Annotated in this window: 16 protein-coding genes; 5 read left to right on the top strand and 11 right to left on the bottom strand. The window is 56.5% G+C overall.

Annotation, left to right across the window (positions count from 1 at the left end):
• The first annotated feature begins 70 nt into the window (after positions 1-70).
• Positions 71-1063 (top strand): tRNA-modifying protein YgfZ, encoded by a 993-nt coding sequence (gene ygfZ / locus QOT07_RS20480; protein WP_099063844.1) that lies wholly within the window; start codon positions 71-73, stop codon positions 1061-1063.
• Between the two features lie 85 nt (positions 1064-1148).
• Here the strand turns inward: ygfZ and trhA are convergent, their stop codons facing one another.
• Positions 1149-1823: a PAQR family membrane homeostasis protein TrhA gene (gene trhA, locus QOT07_RS20485; RefSeq protein WP_085118705.1), complete on the bottom strand. Its 675-nt coding sequence runs from the start codon at positions 1821-1823 to the stop codon at positions 1149-1151.
• A gap of 183 nt (positions 1824-2006) precedes the next feature.
• Between trhA and QOT07_RS20490 the strand changes: the two genes are divergently transcribed.
• Positions 2007-2615, top strand: coding sequence for an HD domain-containing protein (locus QOT07_RS20490; protein WP_099063845.1), 609 nt, complete (start codon positions 2007-2009; stop codon positions 2613-2615).
• Between the two features lie 50 nt (positions 2616-2665).
• On the opposite strand, the gene QOT07_RS20495 is transcribed toward QOT07_RS20490, so the two are convergent.
• Genes QOT07_RS20495 through QOT07_RS20510 form a run of 4 tightly spaced genes read right to left on the bottom strand, consistent with a single transcriptional unit; the run spans position 2666 to position 6756 of the window.
• Positions 2666-3991 (bottom strand): MFS transporter, encoded by a 1326-nt coding sequence (locus QOT07_RS20495; protein ID WP_219016887.1) that lies wholly within the window; start codon positions 3989-3991, stop codon positions 2666-2668.
• Positions 3988-4641, bottom strand: a complete 654-nt coding sequence (locus tag QOT07_RS20500; protein ID WP_219016888.1) for a DUF4286 family protein — start codon at positions 4639-4641, stop codon at positions 3988-3990. Before QOT07_RS20500 ends, QOT07_RS20495 begins: the two co-directional genes overlap by 4 nt.
• Positions 4642-4693: 52 nt before the next feature.
• The gene (locus QOT07_RS20505) at positions 4694-6043 is read right to left on the bottom strand and encodes an amidase (protein ID WP_283603827.1); all 1350 of its coding nucleotides are present in this window, start codon (positions 6041-6043) and stop codon (positions 4694-4696) included.
• On the bottom strand, positions 6043-6756 hold the full coding sequence (locus QOT07_RS20510) for a DUF2848 domain-containing protein (RefSeq protein WP_099063849.1): 714 nt from the start codon (positions 6754-6756) through the stop codon (positions 6043-6045). Before QOT07_RS20510 ends, QOT07_RS20505 begins: the two co-directional genes overlap by 1 nt.
• Positions 6757-6885: 129 nt before the next feature.
• Between QOT07_RS20510 and QOT07_RS20515 the strand changes: the two genes are divergently transcribed.
• Positions 6886-7563, top strand: a complete 678-nt coding sequence (locus QOT07_RS20515) for a GntR family transcriptional regulator (protein ID WP_283604407.1) — start codon at positions 6886-6888, stop codon at positions 7561-7563.
• A 90-nt stretch (positions 7564-7653) separates the two neighbouring features.
• On the opposite strand, the gene QOT07_RS20520 is transcribed toward QOT07_RS20515, so the two are convergent.
• The 4 genes from QOT07_RS20520 to QOT07_RS20535 all read right to left on the bottom strand — a co-directional run bounded on the left by QOT07_RS20520 (position 7654) and on the right by QOT07_RS20535 (position 9864).
• Positions 7654-7878, bottom strand: a complete 225-nt coding sequence (locus QOT07_RS20520) for a BrnA antitoxin family protein (protein WP_232519097.1) — start codon at positions 7876-7878, stop codon at positions 7654-7656.
• Positions 7879-8038: 160 nt separating this feature from the next.
• Positions 8039-8785, bottom strand: a complete 747-nt coding sequence (locus QOT07_RS20525) for an SDR family oxidoreductase (RefSeq protein WP_099063851.1) — start codon at positions 8783-8785, stop codon at positions 8039-8041.
• A 25-nt stretch (positions 8786-8810) separates the two neighbouring features.
• Positions 8811-9620 carry a MipA/OmpV family protein gene (locus tag QOT07_RS20530; RefSeq protein WP_207979435.1) on the bottom strand — a complete coding sequence of 270 codons (810 nt, stop codon included), beginning with the start codon at positions 9618-9620 and terminating at the stop codon, positions 8811-8813.
• Between the two features lie 13 nt (positions 9621-9633).
• Entirely contained in the window at positions 9634-9864 is a 231-nt protein-coding gene (locus tag QOT07_RS20535; RefSeq protein ID WP_157765451.1) for a hypothetical protein, read from the bottom strand.
• 188 nt (positions 9865-10052) lie between these two features.
• Here QOT07_RS20535 and QOT07_RS20540 point away from each other — a divergent pair, with 188 nt between their 5' ends.
• Both QOT07_RS20540 and QOT07_RS20545 read left to right on the top strand, forming a co-directional pair.
• Entirely contained in the window at positions 10053-10721 is a 669-nt protein-coding gene (locus QOT07_RS20540; RefSeq protein WP_085118723.1) for a response regulator, read from the top strand.
• The gene (locus tag QOT07_RS20545; RefSeq protein ID WP_283603828.1) at positions 10718-12127 is read left to right on the top strand and encodes an ATP-binding protein; all 1410 of its coding nucleotides are present in this window, start codon (positions 10718-10720) and stop codon (positions 12125-12127) included. Before QOT07_RS20540 ends, QOT07_RS20545 begins: the two co-directional genes overlap by 4 nt.
• Positions 12128-12226: 99 nt before the next feature.
• Here QOT07_RS20545 and QOT07_RS20550 read toward each other — a convergent pair whose 3' ends face one another.
• Entirely contained in the window at positions 12227-13192 is a 966-nt protein-coding gene (locus QOT07_RS20550) for a quinone oxidoreductase family protein (protein WP_283603829.1), read from the bottom strand.
• A gap of 134 nt (positions 13193-13326) precedes the next feature.
• The gene (locus tag QOT07_RS20555; protein WP_283603830.1) at positions 13327-16599 is read right to left on the bottom strand and encodes an autotransporter outer membrane beta-barrel domain-containing protein; all 3273 of its coding nucleotides are present in this window, start codon (positions 16597-16599) and stop codon (positions 13327-13329) included.
• Positions 16600-16653: the final 54 nt, after the last annotated feature.

The following is a 16653-nucleotide window of genomic DNA, read 5'->3' on the forward strand; positions in this document are numbered from 1 at the left end:
AGCCCGCCGCCTCTTTTACCATGGGGTCAACACACCTTCAGGTAAGCTAAACGTTAAGCAGGATCTTACTATGGCGTATAAAATTCCATTTCCACCCCGTCAGCCTTCCGCTTCTTCCCATCTGCCCCTGACCCTGATCTCGCTGGAAGATTGGGCAATGGTGACGCTGAACGGGCCGGATACGGTGAAATACCTTCAGGGCCAGGTGACCGCCGATATCGAAGCGCTGCCAGCCGATAGTCATGTGTTGTGCGGCCACTGCGACGCCAAGGGCAAAATGTGGAGCAATCTGCGTTTGTTCCATCGCGGTGAAGGCTTTGCCTATCTGGAACGCCGCAGCGTGCTGGACAGCCAACTGGCTGAAATCAAGAAGTACGCAGTGTTTTCCAAACTCACCATTGCCGCCGACAACGAAGCCGTCTTATTGGGCGTCGCCGGTTTTCAGGCACGTGCGGCGCTGGCGGGGGTGTTCAACAGCCTGCCGGATGCTGAACATCAGGTGGTGCAGGACGGTGAAACCACGCTGTTGCACTTCTCTCTGCCGGCGGAACGTTTTCTGCTGGTTACCACCGCTGCCATTGCCGAACAGTTGGCTGACAAGCTGCACGAACAGGCAGAACTGAACGACAGTCAACAGTGGCTGACGCTGGATATCGAAGCTGGTTACCCGGTAATTGATACCGCCAACAGCGGGCAATTGATCCCACAGGCCACCAACCTGCAGGCGCTGGAAGGCATCAGTTTCAGCAAGGGTTGCTACACCGGTCAGGAAATGGTGGCTCGTGCCAAGTTCCGCGGTGCCAACAAGCGTGCGTTGTACTGGCTGGAAGGCAAAGCCGGGCGAGTGCCACAGGCCGCTGAAGACGTGGAGTTGCAACTGGGTGAGAACTGGCGCCGTACCGGTACGGTGCTGAGTGCTGCCAAGCTGGCCGACGGCACCCTGTGGGTACAGGTAGTGTTGAATAACGATCTGGATGCCGACAGCAAGCTACGGGTTCGCGATGATGCCGCCAGCCAACTGGCCATCAAACCGCTGCCGTATTCGTTGATAGAAGAAAAATAGGGGCAGTTCAGAGCTTCTTAACCTATCCGCAATAGATTTCGCACTGCAGCCAGCAACGCTGCGGTGCGAAAGATATCAGCGGAGATCAGACGTACAGATAAATAGCCATAAAATGGCACAGGCTGCCGCCGAGCACGAAACCATGCCAAATGGCGTGACCGAAGCGGAAACGTTTGGAAGCATAGAAGATCACTCCCAGGGTATAAACCACGCCCCCCACCGCCAACAGCGTCACGCCGCCCAACGCCAGACGGGTCGCCAGCTGATAAATCACGATCAGCGACAGCCAGCCCATGGTCAGATAGGTCACCAACGACAGCGCTTCAAAACGGTGGGCAAAGGCCAGCTTGAACAATACGCCCAGCAGCGCCAACCCCCAGATTACCGCCATCAGCCCTTTTGCCAACGGTGAGTTCAGCCCCACCAATAGAAATGGCGTGTAGGTACCGGCAATCAAAAGATAAATGGCGCAGTGGTCAAATTTTTTCAGCCAGTGCTTGGCCTTTTGGTGGGGAATGGCATGGTAGAGCGTGGAGGCAAGGAACAGCAGGATCATGCTGCCGCCATAGAGACTGTAACTGGCGATGGCCGTCACATCAGCGCCGGTATCGACCGCCTGAACTAACAGCAGAACCAGACCGACAATGCCGAAAACCAGACCGATGCCATGACTGATACTATTAGCGATCTCTTCCGCCCACGGATAGGCCGCAGCGGCAATTTTTTCGCTACCGGCTTTTACTACGCCCGTTTTTCCCATAAAGCACAACCCCTCAAAACAGCCAACATTGTTCGAAATTACCGCAAAGCAGCTTAACTGAGAATAATTTCAGTGTACACGTGTACGCTAAAATAAAACTGTGTGCGCGTGTAACCATCGAAATCCCTCGCCCACTGGTCTACAATCGTTCGGCTTCAACCCATCTACCTTGAGGTTTACACCATGTCATCCGCTGTACCCGCGTTAGATTTCGGCTCCATGACCCAGGTCATCCAGTTCCTGATGGAAATCGACAAGTTGAAAAGCGTGCAACGCCGCACCAAAGTGCTGGGCACTCAACGCCAGGAAAACTCCGCCGAACACAGCTGGCACTTTGCTATTGGCGCCCTGAGCCTGGCGCCTTACGCTGGTGAAGGCGTGGATATCCAACGGGTGATCCAGATGGCGCTGCTGCATGACATCGTTGAGATCGATGCTGGTGACGTGCTGGTCTACGATCTGGCGGCCCGCGCAGCGATCCATGATAAAGAAGTGGCGGCAGCCCGCCGGTTGTTCGGTATGCTGCCAGACACTCAGCGCGAGTATTTCACCGCTTTATGGCAGGAGTATGAAGATGGTGAGAGCGCCGACGCGCGTTTCGCACTGGTGCTGGATCGCACCATGCCAATGCTGATGAACCTGCATAACGAAGGCCAAAGCTGGGTCGAAAATGGCATCAGTCTGGAGCAGGTGCTGTCGCGTAACGCGGCCATTGCCGATGTCCAGCCAGAGCTGTGGAAGTACCTGCTGCAACACCTGCAGGACGCTCAACGCAAAGGCTGGCTGAAGTAACGCTGCTGCTATTGCGACATGCCGGGTGATCCTCTCACCCGGCAAGCCATTCACAACGGCTTGTGGGCCGTTTCCTTTGCGGCAATCACCGCCCACAGCGTGATCAACAACGCCACCACCACATAGGCCGAGATCGCCAGCGTGCTGTCGTAAGACTTGAATAACGATGCGATAATCAAGGGTGCAAAACCACCACCGATAATACCTGCCAGCGTATAAGCCAACGACGATCCCGCATAGCGCACCCGGGTCGGGAACTGTTCGGTGATAAAAGCCGCCTGCGGGCCGTACATCGCCGCATGGATCAACAACCCCACCACCACCGCCAGGCAGATCAGCACCGGCTGGCTACTGTCGAGCAGCATAAAGAACACAAATGCCCAAACCATCGCCGCCAGCGCCCCGCCGATATACACCGGTCGACGGCCAAAACGATCGGACAGTGCGCCAAACATCGGTACGGTAATCGCGTTACCGATCGCCCCCAACATGGTAGCGGCCAACGCCAGCGGGCGCGGCAGGTTCAGTACCGTGGTGACATAGGTCAGGGTAAAGACCACCACCAGCGCATACAGCACGTCGGAACCGATACGCGAGCCACCGGCAATCAACAATGGACGCCGATGCTGGGTGAAGACCTCGCGGATCGGCGAATGGGTAACATCTTTGGATGCCTCCAGTTTCAGAAACGCCGGCGTTTCCCCCACCCCACGGCGCAGCCACAGGCCAAATACCACCAACACCAGGCTAAGCAGGAAAGGAATACGCCAACCCCACTGTTGGAAATCTTCTGCCGACATAGCCACCGTCACCAGCGTAATCAAGCCGGTACCGATCAAGGTACCGCAGGAAGGACCGACCTGAGCAAAGGAGGCGTTACGCCCACGCTGATGAGGTTTGCCATGCTCCATCGACAGCAATACGGCCCCCGCCCATTCGCCCCCCAGCGCAATCCCCTGAATAAAGCGCAGCGTGACCAACAGCAGTGGGCTCCAAATGCCCCAACTGGCATAACCCGGCAGCAGCCCCATCAGCGCGGTAGTCACGCCCATGATCACCAGCGTGGTCACCAGGACAAAACGGCGCCCCAGCACGTCGCCGAGATGACCAAACACGATGCCGCCAATCGGCCGTGAAACATAACCGACCGCGTAGGTGGAAAACGCCAAAATAGTGCCCACCAGCGGATCGAACGACGGGAAAAACACGTGGTTGAAAATCAGCGCCGCCATGATGTTGTAGACGGTGAAGTCATACCATTCCAGTGCGGTGCCGATCGAACTGGCCGCGGCCAGCTTGCCGGTATTCGGTGGATGTGCGGCAGTATCGTCGGCAGATAAATCCGCGGTCGGTGTTTCCGTGGTTGAAGTGCTCATGATGACAGCTCCTGCGTGGTCAGTTGCCAGCCAAGGGCATAATGCACCGCATCGGTGGCGGGGATTTTCAAGTGGAGACAGGCCAGCTCATTCAGCCGCTGGCCGGCTTCGGCACTGCTGCTTTCGATCAACAGCATCGGCAACAACTGGCGATTTTCCCGCGACTCTTTCGGCAGCGGTGAGCTGAGTTCAACATCCGGCGACAGCAGGCTGCTGCGCACAAAACCGGGTTGCTCGGCCAGCATAGTCCCCAAATGATGAATACCGGCTTTCAGGACTTCCGGTGCCGCCGGCTCCAGGGTAACAATGGCCAAATGGCTGCCGCAGCCCTGCCCGGTCACCGCCTCTACCGCACAGACCCGGCGCATTGGGTCGCGCATTTTGTCGAGGCTCGCCACCGACCAGGGGGTCTGTTGGTTAAACGCGGCGCGGTAAGCCGCCGAGGTAAAACTGGCCAGGGATTCGGTTTTATACAGCCCCAGATATTTACGCCCGCCTTGTAGCGCCTGATAACGCGTGCCCGACAAAAAGCCGGGCACCCGCACCCGCTCTTCCACGTGCTCACGGTCGTACCACTGATTGAAATCCGCCTCGTCCTGCGCGGCGACATCTGTTGCAACAAACAGCATTCCGTTCGGGGAACCGGTCATGGGTACTCTCCTGTTAGCTCAAAGTAAGGCGGGGTCGCACCCCACCGGAAAATCACACCTCGGTGAGGCAACGTTCGATCGCCAGCGCCCAACCCAGCAGCGTCTCGTCCTGCAGGGGCAACCCGGCCAGCATCAGGCCAACCGGCGCCGCTCCGGGCGATTGGCAGGGCAGCGACAGCGCACAACCGTCGAGGAAGTTGATCACCGAAGGGTTACGCAGCGCAGCGCCGTTGATACGAAAATAAGCGTCTTCATCCGCTTCCAACTCGGCAATGGTTGGCGCAACCATAGGCACCGTCGGCATCAATAGTGCGTCAAACCCTTGCACTACAGCCGTCACCCGCCGTTGCCAATCGGCACGCAGCAACTGCAATTGCTGCAGATCCTGCTCATTCAGCCATTGGCCGCGACGAATACGTGACAGCACCCGTGGGTCATAACCATCGGCATGTTCGGCAATCAGCGGCTGATGCCAGCGCCAGGACTCCAGCGCGCTGAAACCACCGGCGGCGTTGATCGTCGCCAGCTCGCCAAACTCATGACAGGGAATAAATTCAATCTGTGCCCCGGCCTGCACCAGCCGCTGGACGCTGAGATGAAAGGCGGCGGTGACCTCATCGTCCAGGCCATCCAGCACCAATGTTTGGGGCACGGCAAAACGCGCCTGACTCAAGGTTTTCTGCTGCGGATGCAGTGGCAGATCGGCTATCGCCGCATCCAGCGCTATGCAACCAGCAACGTCATGAGCGATCACGCCGATCGAATCCAGTGAGGGCGACAACGGCAGCAGACCGTGGCTGCTGATACGACGGGCGGTGGGTTTATAGCCGGTCAGGCCGCAGAAGGCCGCCGGAATACGTACCGAGCCACCGGTGTCGCTGCCTATCGCGCCCCAACACATGCCGTCAGCCACCGCAACCGCCGCCCCCGAAGACGAACCACCGGGAATGCGGCGAGCAGAGCGATCCCAGGGATTGGCAGGCGTGCCGTAGTGGGGATTGATCCCCAGCCCTGAATAGGCAAACTCGGTCATGTTGGTTTTGCCGATCACCACCGCGCCAGCCTGCAACAACCGCGCCACCACGGCGGAATGGCGATTAGCCACCGGCGCATCGGCCAGCACCCGCGACCCGGCGGTGGTGACTTCCCCGGCGACATCAAACAGGTCTTTGACCGACACCGGTACGCCATCCAGCGTCGACAGAGGATCACCCGCCGCACGCCGTCGATCGGCCGCCAGTGCCTGCTGCTGTGCCCAGTCGCTATAAACATGGGTAAAAGTGCGAGAGCCCTCACCCTGGTCGTCGGCAATTTGCGCCAGCGCAGCGGCAGTCAACTGCACAGCCGTTAATTCACCGCTGGTCAACCCGGCAACGACCTGCGTTAAAGTCAGTTTTTCCATCACGCCACCACCGGCAGTTCAATACTGCGATAGCTATGGCTGATAGTTCGCCCCAGCACCTCGTCCACCAGTTCCATACGGAATTCGGCCGCCGGTCGGATACCGCCAATCGCCGCCACCGTGCCGCAGGCCATCGCCAGACCGTCACGCGGCTGAGGTACCGTCAGCCCGCCCTCGGGCACCTGCTGACCACTCAGATAACGATCCAGCAGATCGCCAGGAGTACGCAGACTGGCAAGGTAACCCTGCTGATAAAGCCGGAACTCACCGTCCTCTTTGATCCAGGATCGCAGGATCAACGAGTCCCAATGTGCGATCACTTCTCGCAAGGGCCAGGCGGCACGTGCTACTGGCTTGACGCAAATTTGCTTGGACAGCGCTACGCTGTGCGCCTCCAGTTGACGATCGGTATGATCCGAGGCCAGCGAAACAAACAGCTCGCCGCGATGAGTGAAGATCAGCGGTTCCGCTTCGCCGGAGCTGGCATTGCCGATCACTTCAATGCAGTCGCTCTGGCTAAGCTGATTAACAGCCACCCGATAAAACAGTGGGATTGCACTGGGTTGGGGCACACCCAGCGCCGCCAACTCCCTAATATGGTGCAGGATCGCCTCGCGATCGCGGCCGGTCCAGCCGGCAATCACCAGATGGTCGATCTCAACATCCAGCACCCCGGCACCGCTGGATTCAGGTAAAGTGAAGGTCAGTCTCATGGCGTTTGTGCCTCTTTGGTTAAAATACTGTGAAATTTCACTATATCTTTAGTTACCAAATAAGCGATTTCCGTGCCATGTTTTTGTGTACTATGTCTAAAAACTTTCTTCTTGCAGGAGCAGAACGTGATGACCCTTGACGCAGAGAGCCAGGAACTCCCGACGGCAGAGGAAGCCGGAATATCGCTGAATGAACTGGCCTACCGGCGCTTTAAGCAGGCGCTGGTGACGTTAAGTTACAAACCTGGTGAATATCTCAATACCGCGCAGGTGATGAGTGAGCTGGATATGGGCAGAACGCCGATCAATCAGGCGATCCACCGGCTGGCCAATGAAGGGTTACTGCAGGTGATCCCGCGTAAAGGGGTGATGGTCTCACCGCTGTCGATGGATGACGCACTGGAACTGATTGAAGTGCGACTGGCCAATGAAATGCTGTGTATGCGACTGGCTAGCAAGCGAATTACCGAACCGCAGATCGCCGCACTGACGGCCCTCAATCAACAGATCGAAGCCGCCAGCCAGCGCCGTGACCGGGTACAGATGATGACGCTGGACCACCAGTTCCACCAGCAGCTGGCGCAGATCGCCGGGAATAATATGCTGGCGGACATCCTGAGCGTGCTGCACGCCAGAGCACAGCGTTTCTGGGCCAGCACGCTGTCACGCGAAGGCCATATGCGGGAGGTGATCGAAGAACATCGGGCGATTATCGCCGCTCTGGCAGCACAGGACGACGACGCCGCGGCCAATGCGGCAGAGGCGCACATTCTGTCTTTCCGCAGTGCGCTGCTGCATGAGGGCTGATTGGAGAGAGGTAATGTCGTATCAAAAACCCGGCGCGTCTAAAGCTACCGGGTTTTAAACTGCAGGATAAACAGCTACGGATAGATAATTTTACTCTTCGAGCTCTTGGCCTTTCAACATAGCGGCACGCAAGACCGCGTTCAAACGCTTCTGGTAGCCCTTACCCGGTCTCTGGAGCCATTCCAAAATGTCAGCATCAATTCTGACTGTTTTTGATACCTTCATCGGTTTGTAGAACCGCCCCTGTAATGCCGTTCCCCATTGCTCATCGCTAAGCGCGGGGGCATCACCATAGTCAATCCCATCATCCGGCATAACCCTCAAGGAGGCTATCTGCGCTTTTGCTCCTCCGTCAGAGGAGGAAGCACGCTATGCTGCACATTCCTAACCGAATTTTTGCGTTTCATACTTCCCCCTTTCTCGTGCATCCGCTTTGCGGGCTGAAATGATACGGATAACCTCAATAACATCGCCGTCAGCGGCCGCCGGAGGCCTCGATAAAGCTGCCGGTGACGTAAGAAGCGGCATCGGACAGCAGCCAGACGATGGCTTCCGCCACTTCTTCCGGGGTGCCACCACGCTGCATCGGCAGGTTGCCCTTCACCCGATCAACACGGCCCGGCTCACCGCCGCTGGCATGCATCTCGGTGTAAATACAGCCCGGTCGCACCGAGTTAACGCGAATCCCCTGCGCTGCCACTTCCAACGCCAGTCCGGTGGTCAGTGTGTCGACCGCCCCCTTCGATGCCGCATAGTCGATATACTCCCAGGGTGCCCCTAAACGAGAGGCGGCGGAAGAGACGTTGACGATAGCTCCGCCCTGCCCACCATGACGCTGCGCCATGCGCTTCACCGCTTCGCGGCAGCAAAGGAAATAGCCGGTGACGTTGGTGCTCAGCACTTTGTTAATTCGCTCGGCGGTCAGTTGTTCAATGCTGGTCTGTTGAAACAGAATACCGGCATTGTTGACCAGCGCACTAATAGGACCGAGGGTGGCATCCAGTTCGGCAAACATCGCGACCACCTGGCTTTCATCACCAATATCGGCCTGCAACGCCAGCGCCCGGCCGCCCAGGGAGGTTATCTCTGCGACCACCTGTTGCGCCGCAGCCTCATCCTTCAGATAGTTAACGCCCACTGCGTAGCCCTGACGGGCCAGCTGTAACGCCGTGGCGCGACCAATACCTCGGCTGGCACCGGTGACCAATGCAACTTTAGTCATGCTGTTCCTTTCTCTGGTTAGGAAATCAGAAACGGTAGCTGGCGCTCAGGAAAGCCACCCCAGCCACCTTTTTCTCGACGATCGGGCTGTTAGCCGCATCGCCCAACAGAGTATAGATACCGACTCCGCCCTGGAAAGCGATTTCCCGCGTCAATTGATAATTCAGCGCCGTGTTGAGCATCACCTGTTTAAAACCGCTGCCTGGCCGATAAGTTTCGAAAGCGCTTTGCTGTGCCTGCTGCTGGGTAACACCAAAGTAGCCCCGCTGATAGCCGCTGTTGGCCCAAGTGGTGGTCAGATCGGCAGAGAGGCTAAGAGCATCGGTTAAGGGATACAGCGCTGCCACACCCAGATCGACATAGGCGGTATGCCCCAGATCTTCATCGCCGTAGCGACGCGCCTTGGTCGCCTGCATGCCCCTGATATAAGCGCGGAAAGGCTCGAGTTTATAGCTCAGTTCAATGCCGGCCTCAAACGCACCGTCCAAATCGCCCATACCCTTCAGCCGATTGTTGTGCCCTCTCAGCGTTTTCACTTTCTCGTCTCGTCCGCCGTCATAACCGGCCAATAAGGCGATGCCGAACGGCCCCGACAACGGCAACTGCCAACTGGCGCCCCCCAGTCCAATACTGAAATCCCCCCAGGCCGCCCCATCATAGCTGGCCTGCATATCGTACAGCGGCACAGCGCTATAGGTAGATGCCCCCTGATACAGCGGCGCTACCGCCATACCACCGCTGAGAGTCAATGAAGCTTGCCCGCCCTGTTGTGCAGAGCCCTGCAGGGGAAATATTGTCAACAACGTCGCTACGGAATAACCCAGGATATTTTTCAACTGGTCAGCCTTATTAAATTAAATGTTGTAGCTGCACCAGACGACGCAGCTGTTTTTTAATGCGAGGTTTTAAGCTTTTATAAACAACCAGGGGTTCAGCATGCTGAATAAACGGCAGGGTCGATGAAAGTGGAGTGGCATGCTTGCCACTCTGCAAGCCGATAGGGGAAGGTAGCGTAGTCAGCGCCAAAAATAAAATCGCGACAGCGCATGTAGCCACCGTTGAAAATTTATCTGCTCGCATTTTTCCCCACCCGAATGATTTTTGCAGGGATGAGCGTACTAGAAACAAACCGAGGCTCCCTTAACGCCAAATTAATGCCAGATTAAGGTTTGCTTAAGAACGGGTGAGCAAAAAGGATGACGTCGTTGTCTTCACCCGATGGTTGTAGTTATATAGCCGTCGACACATCGATATTAATCGGATGGCACGTGAACATACTGTTGGTGGAAGACGACCTGCAATTAGGCAAGGCCTTATGCCGCGCATTGGAGCTGGCGGGCTTTGAGTTGTGCTGGGTGCGGCTGGTCCATGATGCTCAAAGTAAACTCTCGCAAGCCAGCTTCGATTTAATGCTGCTGGACCTGACCCTGCCTGACGGCGATGGCTTAAAAAAATTGGTCGAGTGGCGGGCCGCCGGACAAAATATCCCGATCATTGTTCTGACCGCCCGCGACCGGATTGAGAGCCTGGTCAATAGCCTGGACTCCGGTGCGGACGACTTTCTGGCCAAACCTTTCGCCTTGCCTGAGCTGATATCTCGTGTGAAGGCGGTGAACCGCCGCATGGCCGGGTTTGCCTCCCAAACCTGGAGTCTGGGCAATTTGTATCTGGACCCAATGAACCACCAGGTGACACTGGATGGTGAACTGTTGCTGTTATCGAAAAAGGAGTACCGGCTGTTGCATGAACTGATGCGCTGTGCCGGCACCGTGGTGCGTAAAACCGCACTGGAGCAAAGTCTTTTCGGTCACGGCGACAGCGTGGAAAGTAACTCACTGGAGGTACATATGCATAATTTGCGGCGCAAGATAGGTAGAGAGCGAATTATTACCGTGCGCGGCATTGGCTATTTATTAAAAAAAGAGACGCTGGGATGATTAGTTTTAAATCCTTTTTTATGCGCACCATTATTTTCCAGGTATTGGCCATATTACTACTGTGGGGCGTATTGATGGGCTGGGTAAAATATTTTTATTACCCCGACGCCGAAAAATACTTGGATAATCAGCAACGCATTGTCGCACGCGGCATTGCCAATATTCTTGATAAAACTGACATCAACGACCACAATTTTATTGAGGTAATTAAAGACATCGAAATAATGTATATCGACTCGATCAAAAACGGCATGCAGGATGAAATAGACTACCGCCCCTTATTCGTGGTTTACGATCGTAACAATAAGATGCTTTACGCCTCGCTGGCGCAGGAAATACCGCTGTTCCTGCCACCTTCCGTGCTGTCCGGCACTATCAGCTACGCCAATATGAAGTGGCATATCGCCGGCAGTTGGAGCGACAAGCAGCAATTTAGGGTGATCGTCGGCGAATCCTTTGACAACCGCACCACCATTTTCGGTAATCCGGCGGAAAGCACCGCTATCCCACTGTTGCTAACCCTGGCGGCAACCATTGCCGCCCTGTTGATCACCGCCTATTTCAGTCTGAGGCCGCTACGGCAAATCGCCAGAATGATCTCTGACCGCAAGCCCGGTACCTTGTCACCGATCAATGCGACCGAGCAATATCAGGAAATCCGGCCAATAGTATTGGAAATCAATAAGCTGATGGCACGTATCGATGCCGCCAATCAGCGCGAAAAACGCTTTATGGCTGACGCGGCGCATGAGCTACGCACCCCAATCGCCGCCGTACTGGCACAGTTGCATCTGCTGACCCAGGTGGCGGATAAAACCGAACGACAGGAAATCATTGAAGACATGCAGCAGGGGCTGGATCGCGCCGCATCGCTTTCGCGCCAACTGATTGACCTGGCCAAGCTGGAGTCAGAAGACTTTCCGCTGAAGATTGAAACCGTGAATATTCACGCGGAAATCAGCAAATGCATTGCCCAACACGTGCCCTATGCGCTGGAAAAGAACGTCGAACTTTCGCTGGATGGCAGTGAAAATGTGATGATTGATACCGATCGCCAATCACTGATTACCATCTTCACCAACCTTTTGGAAAACGCCATCAAATACGCGCCGGAGAATGGGCGAATCGAAGCCAATATTCGCTCGCTGTCACCGCTGGGTTGCTACATTACCTTGCGCGACAATGGCCCTGGCATCGGCCCGGAATACCACAAACGGCTGTTCGAGCGCTTTTACCGCGTGCCGGGCACCCTGCAAGTTGGCAGCGGTCTGGGGCTGGCGATAGCCAAAAATCTGGCCGATAAAATCGGTGCGCAGCTGCGGCTCACCGAAGGACTCGATGAACGCGGTATCGGGTTTGTTATCGACTTACCGGAAAACTACCTCGCGCCGCCAGAAGAGAGTTAAACCGGCATGAAAGCCGCTATTTTACTGCCGCGGTATCGGCTTGATTGACTGTGACAGATCAATGGGCAAAAACGTGTTTGCCCATAAACCTGAGAACAGTTATCCGGCAATACGGATCACCGATCGCACATCGCTTTTCTTGTTCAGATCCCACACTTCGGCGATCTCGGATAAACCGTGCTCCTGAGTTTCAACCGAGATCTGCCCTGCGGCCGCCAACGCCAGGATCTCACTGGCATATCGCTGCATCTCAGCCGGCGGAGGGAAATTGCCGGTACCACTGCCCAAAATCTGCAGCTGGTTGCTGCGCAGTACCGCTGCCGGCAAGCGGATGTCTGGCCCGGCCATTGAACCTACGTTGACCAGACGAATACCGCGCCCACCGGCATAGGAAGACAGATCGTGATTGTTCAGCGTGGCCAGCAGCGCTTCGGTAGCCGCCCCCCAAATGTAATCGACAATCACCTGATAGCCGTTCGGGCCTGCAGCAGCAGCGAAAGCCTGCACCAGTGCATCTCCTTCCAGGCTGAGGTCCACCGTCGCATCGACGTCCAGCGCATCCAGTACGCTCTGCCGACGCCCAGCCGCGACAATCCGCCCGGCTCCCGCCTGACGTGCAGCGGCCACCGCCAGCTTGCCCGAGGTGCCGGTCGCACCAATAATCAGCACCGTTTCACCCGCCTGAAGCTCGGCGCGCCAGTGCAGCGGCAGCCAGGCGGCAAATGCCGGATTAATCAAGGCCGCTGCGGTGGCATCGTCCACACCTTTCGGCACCGGCACGCTCCAGGAAGCGACGGTACGCTCTGCCAGTGCGCCGTGAGGCTGCCGGAAAGAGGCGAAATAAACCCGCTGGCCATCCGGTGCATAACCAACGCCATCGGTACCTGGCACGATCGGCAACACCTTAGGGCTGGAGTAATGGGTTCCCGCCACCATGGCGCGATCCAATTGTTTGATACCGGCGACAATCACTTCGATCAGGGTTTCCCCTTTTCTGGCTATCGGCTCATCCACATCACCGACTACGGGTGCCTGGCCTAACGCGTTAACTATTGCAGCTCTCATCATTGCTCCTTAATCCGTTGGGGTTGCGGTGCGGCGACAGTAAAAAAGGGACACTGCATCATGCAGTGTCCCTTGAGAGTACGCTTTGCCGAACGTGTTATTGATATTGACTCACCGGCATTTTGTTGGAGAAATCAGAACCGCCAGCTCACAGACATATTGCCCTCTAATGAATTACTGCCCTGGCGGAACAACTCGCTGGAAAGCCCGGCCCCAACTGAAACATCTTTGTTCAACTGATACTGCACACCCGCCTGCGCCGCCAGCCCATCACGCCCCGCCAAGGTGCTTTTGCTATCAAAAGCCGAGGCGTCATAACCAACGAACTGCGCACGCTGGGTGACATTGTTGCTCAGCAGCTCATGCTGCCAGCCAAGGCGCAGGGTCGCGGACAAAGCCTCTGTCCCCTGGAACAGCGCCTCTACACCCAGCGTGCTTTGCAGAGAGTCGGCATAGCGCCCTTTAATCTGCATCGGCAAGGTGCCAGTACCGGTCTCCTTAATCGTACGATGAGTGGTGGCGGTATAATCCAGTGCCGCTACCGGGCCAAAGCTGAACGAATCGGTTAATGCAAAATGATAGCCGCCGCCCAGGGTCAATGAACCGTTCCAGGCCGTCCAGTCGCTCTTGCTGGTGCCGCTCACACCGGCGACATCAAACTGACGCTTCATATGATTATCCTCAGCGCCCACCCGGCCCAGGCCATAAGCAAACGGCCCGGCCATGGCATCCTGTGCAAAGTTGAACTGCAAACCAACATCAAATGAAGTGCTGTGCGCCCGCGCCCGATCGGCACTTTTGGCATTGACGGTTTGTCCGCCCACCGCGGCGTGGAAACCGGTGGTCAGCCCAGGCACCAGCACATTACGTTTCTCAGCGCCGAACAGCACGCCATAACGCGATGCGTTGTAACCGGTGATATTGCCCGAATTACGCTGCCAGTTACCGCCGCCATAAGGCAGGGCAAAACTAATCCAATCTTGTTCGTCGTCAACCGGAGCCAGCGTCAGATTGCGTTCCGGTGCCGTCAACGCACGGGTTAACTGACGTTCGCGATCGAATGAAGCCTGGATCAGGCTGTTATAGGCCGACGGCTCCAACTGGGCCAAAGCATTGTTGACCTGCTTGCCATCAGGGGCAGAGAAATCCAGCGCAGTCAGCAACGGACGCATATCATTACCCGCCGTCACCGCCGCACGGGCCAACGCCAGACCGACGTTCTGCTCATTCGTGCTCTGTGCATATTGGCTGTAGGCCGTTGCACCACGGCTGGCGCTGATTTGATATTCCCCGGCCGCCAACGGTGTCGCACTGAAGCTTAAGGTCGGTGACTGCGTCTGCACGCTGATCTGATCGAACTCACCGCTGGCCTGCCCCAGTTGCAACAGGGAAGTGCTGTTCAGCTTCCAGTCTGATGCATACCAGCCTTTGACCGGCATCAGCGCCAAGGCACCGCCCAGACTGGATTTTCCGCTGATTATCACCTGGTCCCCACGCCCCAGGTTGTCGAACATCAGTTGCAGACGCCCCTGCGGCCCCTGCGAGTAATCGCCGACGATCGAAACCAGACCAAAAGGTGAACCGGTGGTGAGCAAACCGTTATTGGTAAACAACCCGGCATCCGACAGCTCATAACGGCTATTCCCAGCCAGTTGGGCCCCTGGCTCAATATCCACGCTATACACCTGATGCATGCCGTTGAGAGTCGTTTTACCGCCCTCAGCCACCAGCGCAAAATTATCCTTACCGCGAATGTTACCGTTATAGGTGAAGTCAAAACCGCTATCCGCCGCTGCGGTGACCTGCCCCAGTTCATCCGGCTGCAGGCCGAAGGTTAAACGAGTGAGGCGCGCCTGATTATTTTCGTCCCATTGCGCATAGTCAGAGATAATATCGCCCTGAATGTCAGCACCACGCATCACGTTGATTGCGCCGGCCAGTGCATTTTCAGACTGGTAGATCGCCGCTTTGCTGCCTTTCAATGAGCCGGTGATATCGAAATTGGACACCAGCGGGGCTGCCCGATATTTGGACAGATCGAGCCCGCCCCACTGCCAGATATATGAGCCACGGTATTCGGCATCATTGCCCAGCAGGTTGTTACCAAAGTCCAGACGAGCAGCCACGCCTTCTTTGCCGGTCGCCTCCAGGCTGCCACGCTGGATAATATTGTGCCGATCCCCGTACGCCACCAATAAGCCGGTGCCGTAATCACCGTTGGCCTGCACCCGGGTACCCGGAGCGATGCTGAGCGTGTTGCCCGCACCATCAATGCGGATACCGGCGGCGGCTACGCCATCTGCCAACAGATCGCCGCGCTGCTCTATGCGATTGTTACTGCCGTAAATGTGCAACCCGACACCCCGGGCAGCAGTATTGGCTTTGCCGTCGATATAATCGGTACCGTCAGCATTACGCGCGAAATACCCTTGCTGGTTAACCACATCCAGACCGCTGCCATAAACCGAGCGACCAAAGAAGTTACGACGATCGATGTCGTACCCCATGTCCTGTAACAGCGCCAATTCGGCTTCCATCATCGAGGTGTAATTGCGGTAGTTTTGGTGGCTCATCAGGCTGCGATCCAGCTCGATGTGGGACATGTAATCTTCATCCAGATCGCCAAATACATCGAGGATGCGTACCGGAACTCCCGGCATGGCACCGTCCAGCACCTCTTTGACATGGCTACCGGCGAAATAACCTTGATCCTTGCGCACGTCGAAACCTGAAGGATCGTCCGGTCCCTCACAGCCTTTGCACAAAATCGCCTGGTCCGGCTGAGCAGGATTACCGTTGTCGTCAAACAGATGCGATGTCCAGCTCCCCTGCGTCGGGCCGAATTGCGTTATGCCATTGGCTACCCCGGCATCAGCGCTGATCCCTAACGCATGGGCAATTTCATGAAATATCGTGACTTCCAGATCGGTTCGATGATCGGTGGGGATCTGGGCCGGCGAGGCCTGGGTAGGGGTAAAGTCCAGCTTGCCGATACGGACGATGGCATGGGCACCACTGTCCAATACCCCCGCCTCCTGCCCCTGTAACACTGCCTGAAGCTGGGTCAAACTAAAGCTGTCGTCACTGACGTTGGCGCTCATTGCGCCGGCATTTTTCTCATCAAAGGTACCGACGTTGATCACCCCCGGCAACTGGCCAGGCTTGGGTTTGATAATATCGGCCCAGCGTTGTGCGGCGCTGATCACCTGTGCCTTTTGCGCCTCGTCCAGGATCCAGGATGAGTGCTGAGGGACACCTTCATCAGTAAAATAGCCGTCATCGGTGGGGGTGTAGAAATTCAGTTTAAATACCGTTTGCCCGCTGTTATTTCGTACTTCATAACTTTCAACCGCCTGCGCGGAGCAGAAGGGTAAAGCCGCAATGATTGCGATAGCCAACCTTTTCATAGAGCACTCCTTGTGAGTCAATCTTCCCTGCAAAATATTTTGCTGATGTCAATT

Origin of the sequence: Serratia proteamaculans, from assembly GCF_949794035.1 — a bacterium.
GTDB lineage: Bacteria > Pseudomonadota > Gammaproteobacteria > Enterobacterales > Enterobacteriaceae > Serratia > Serratia proteamaculans.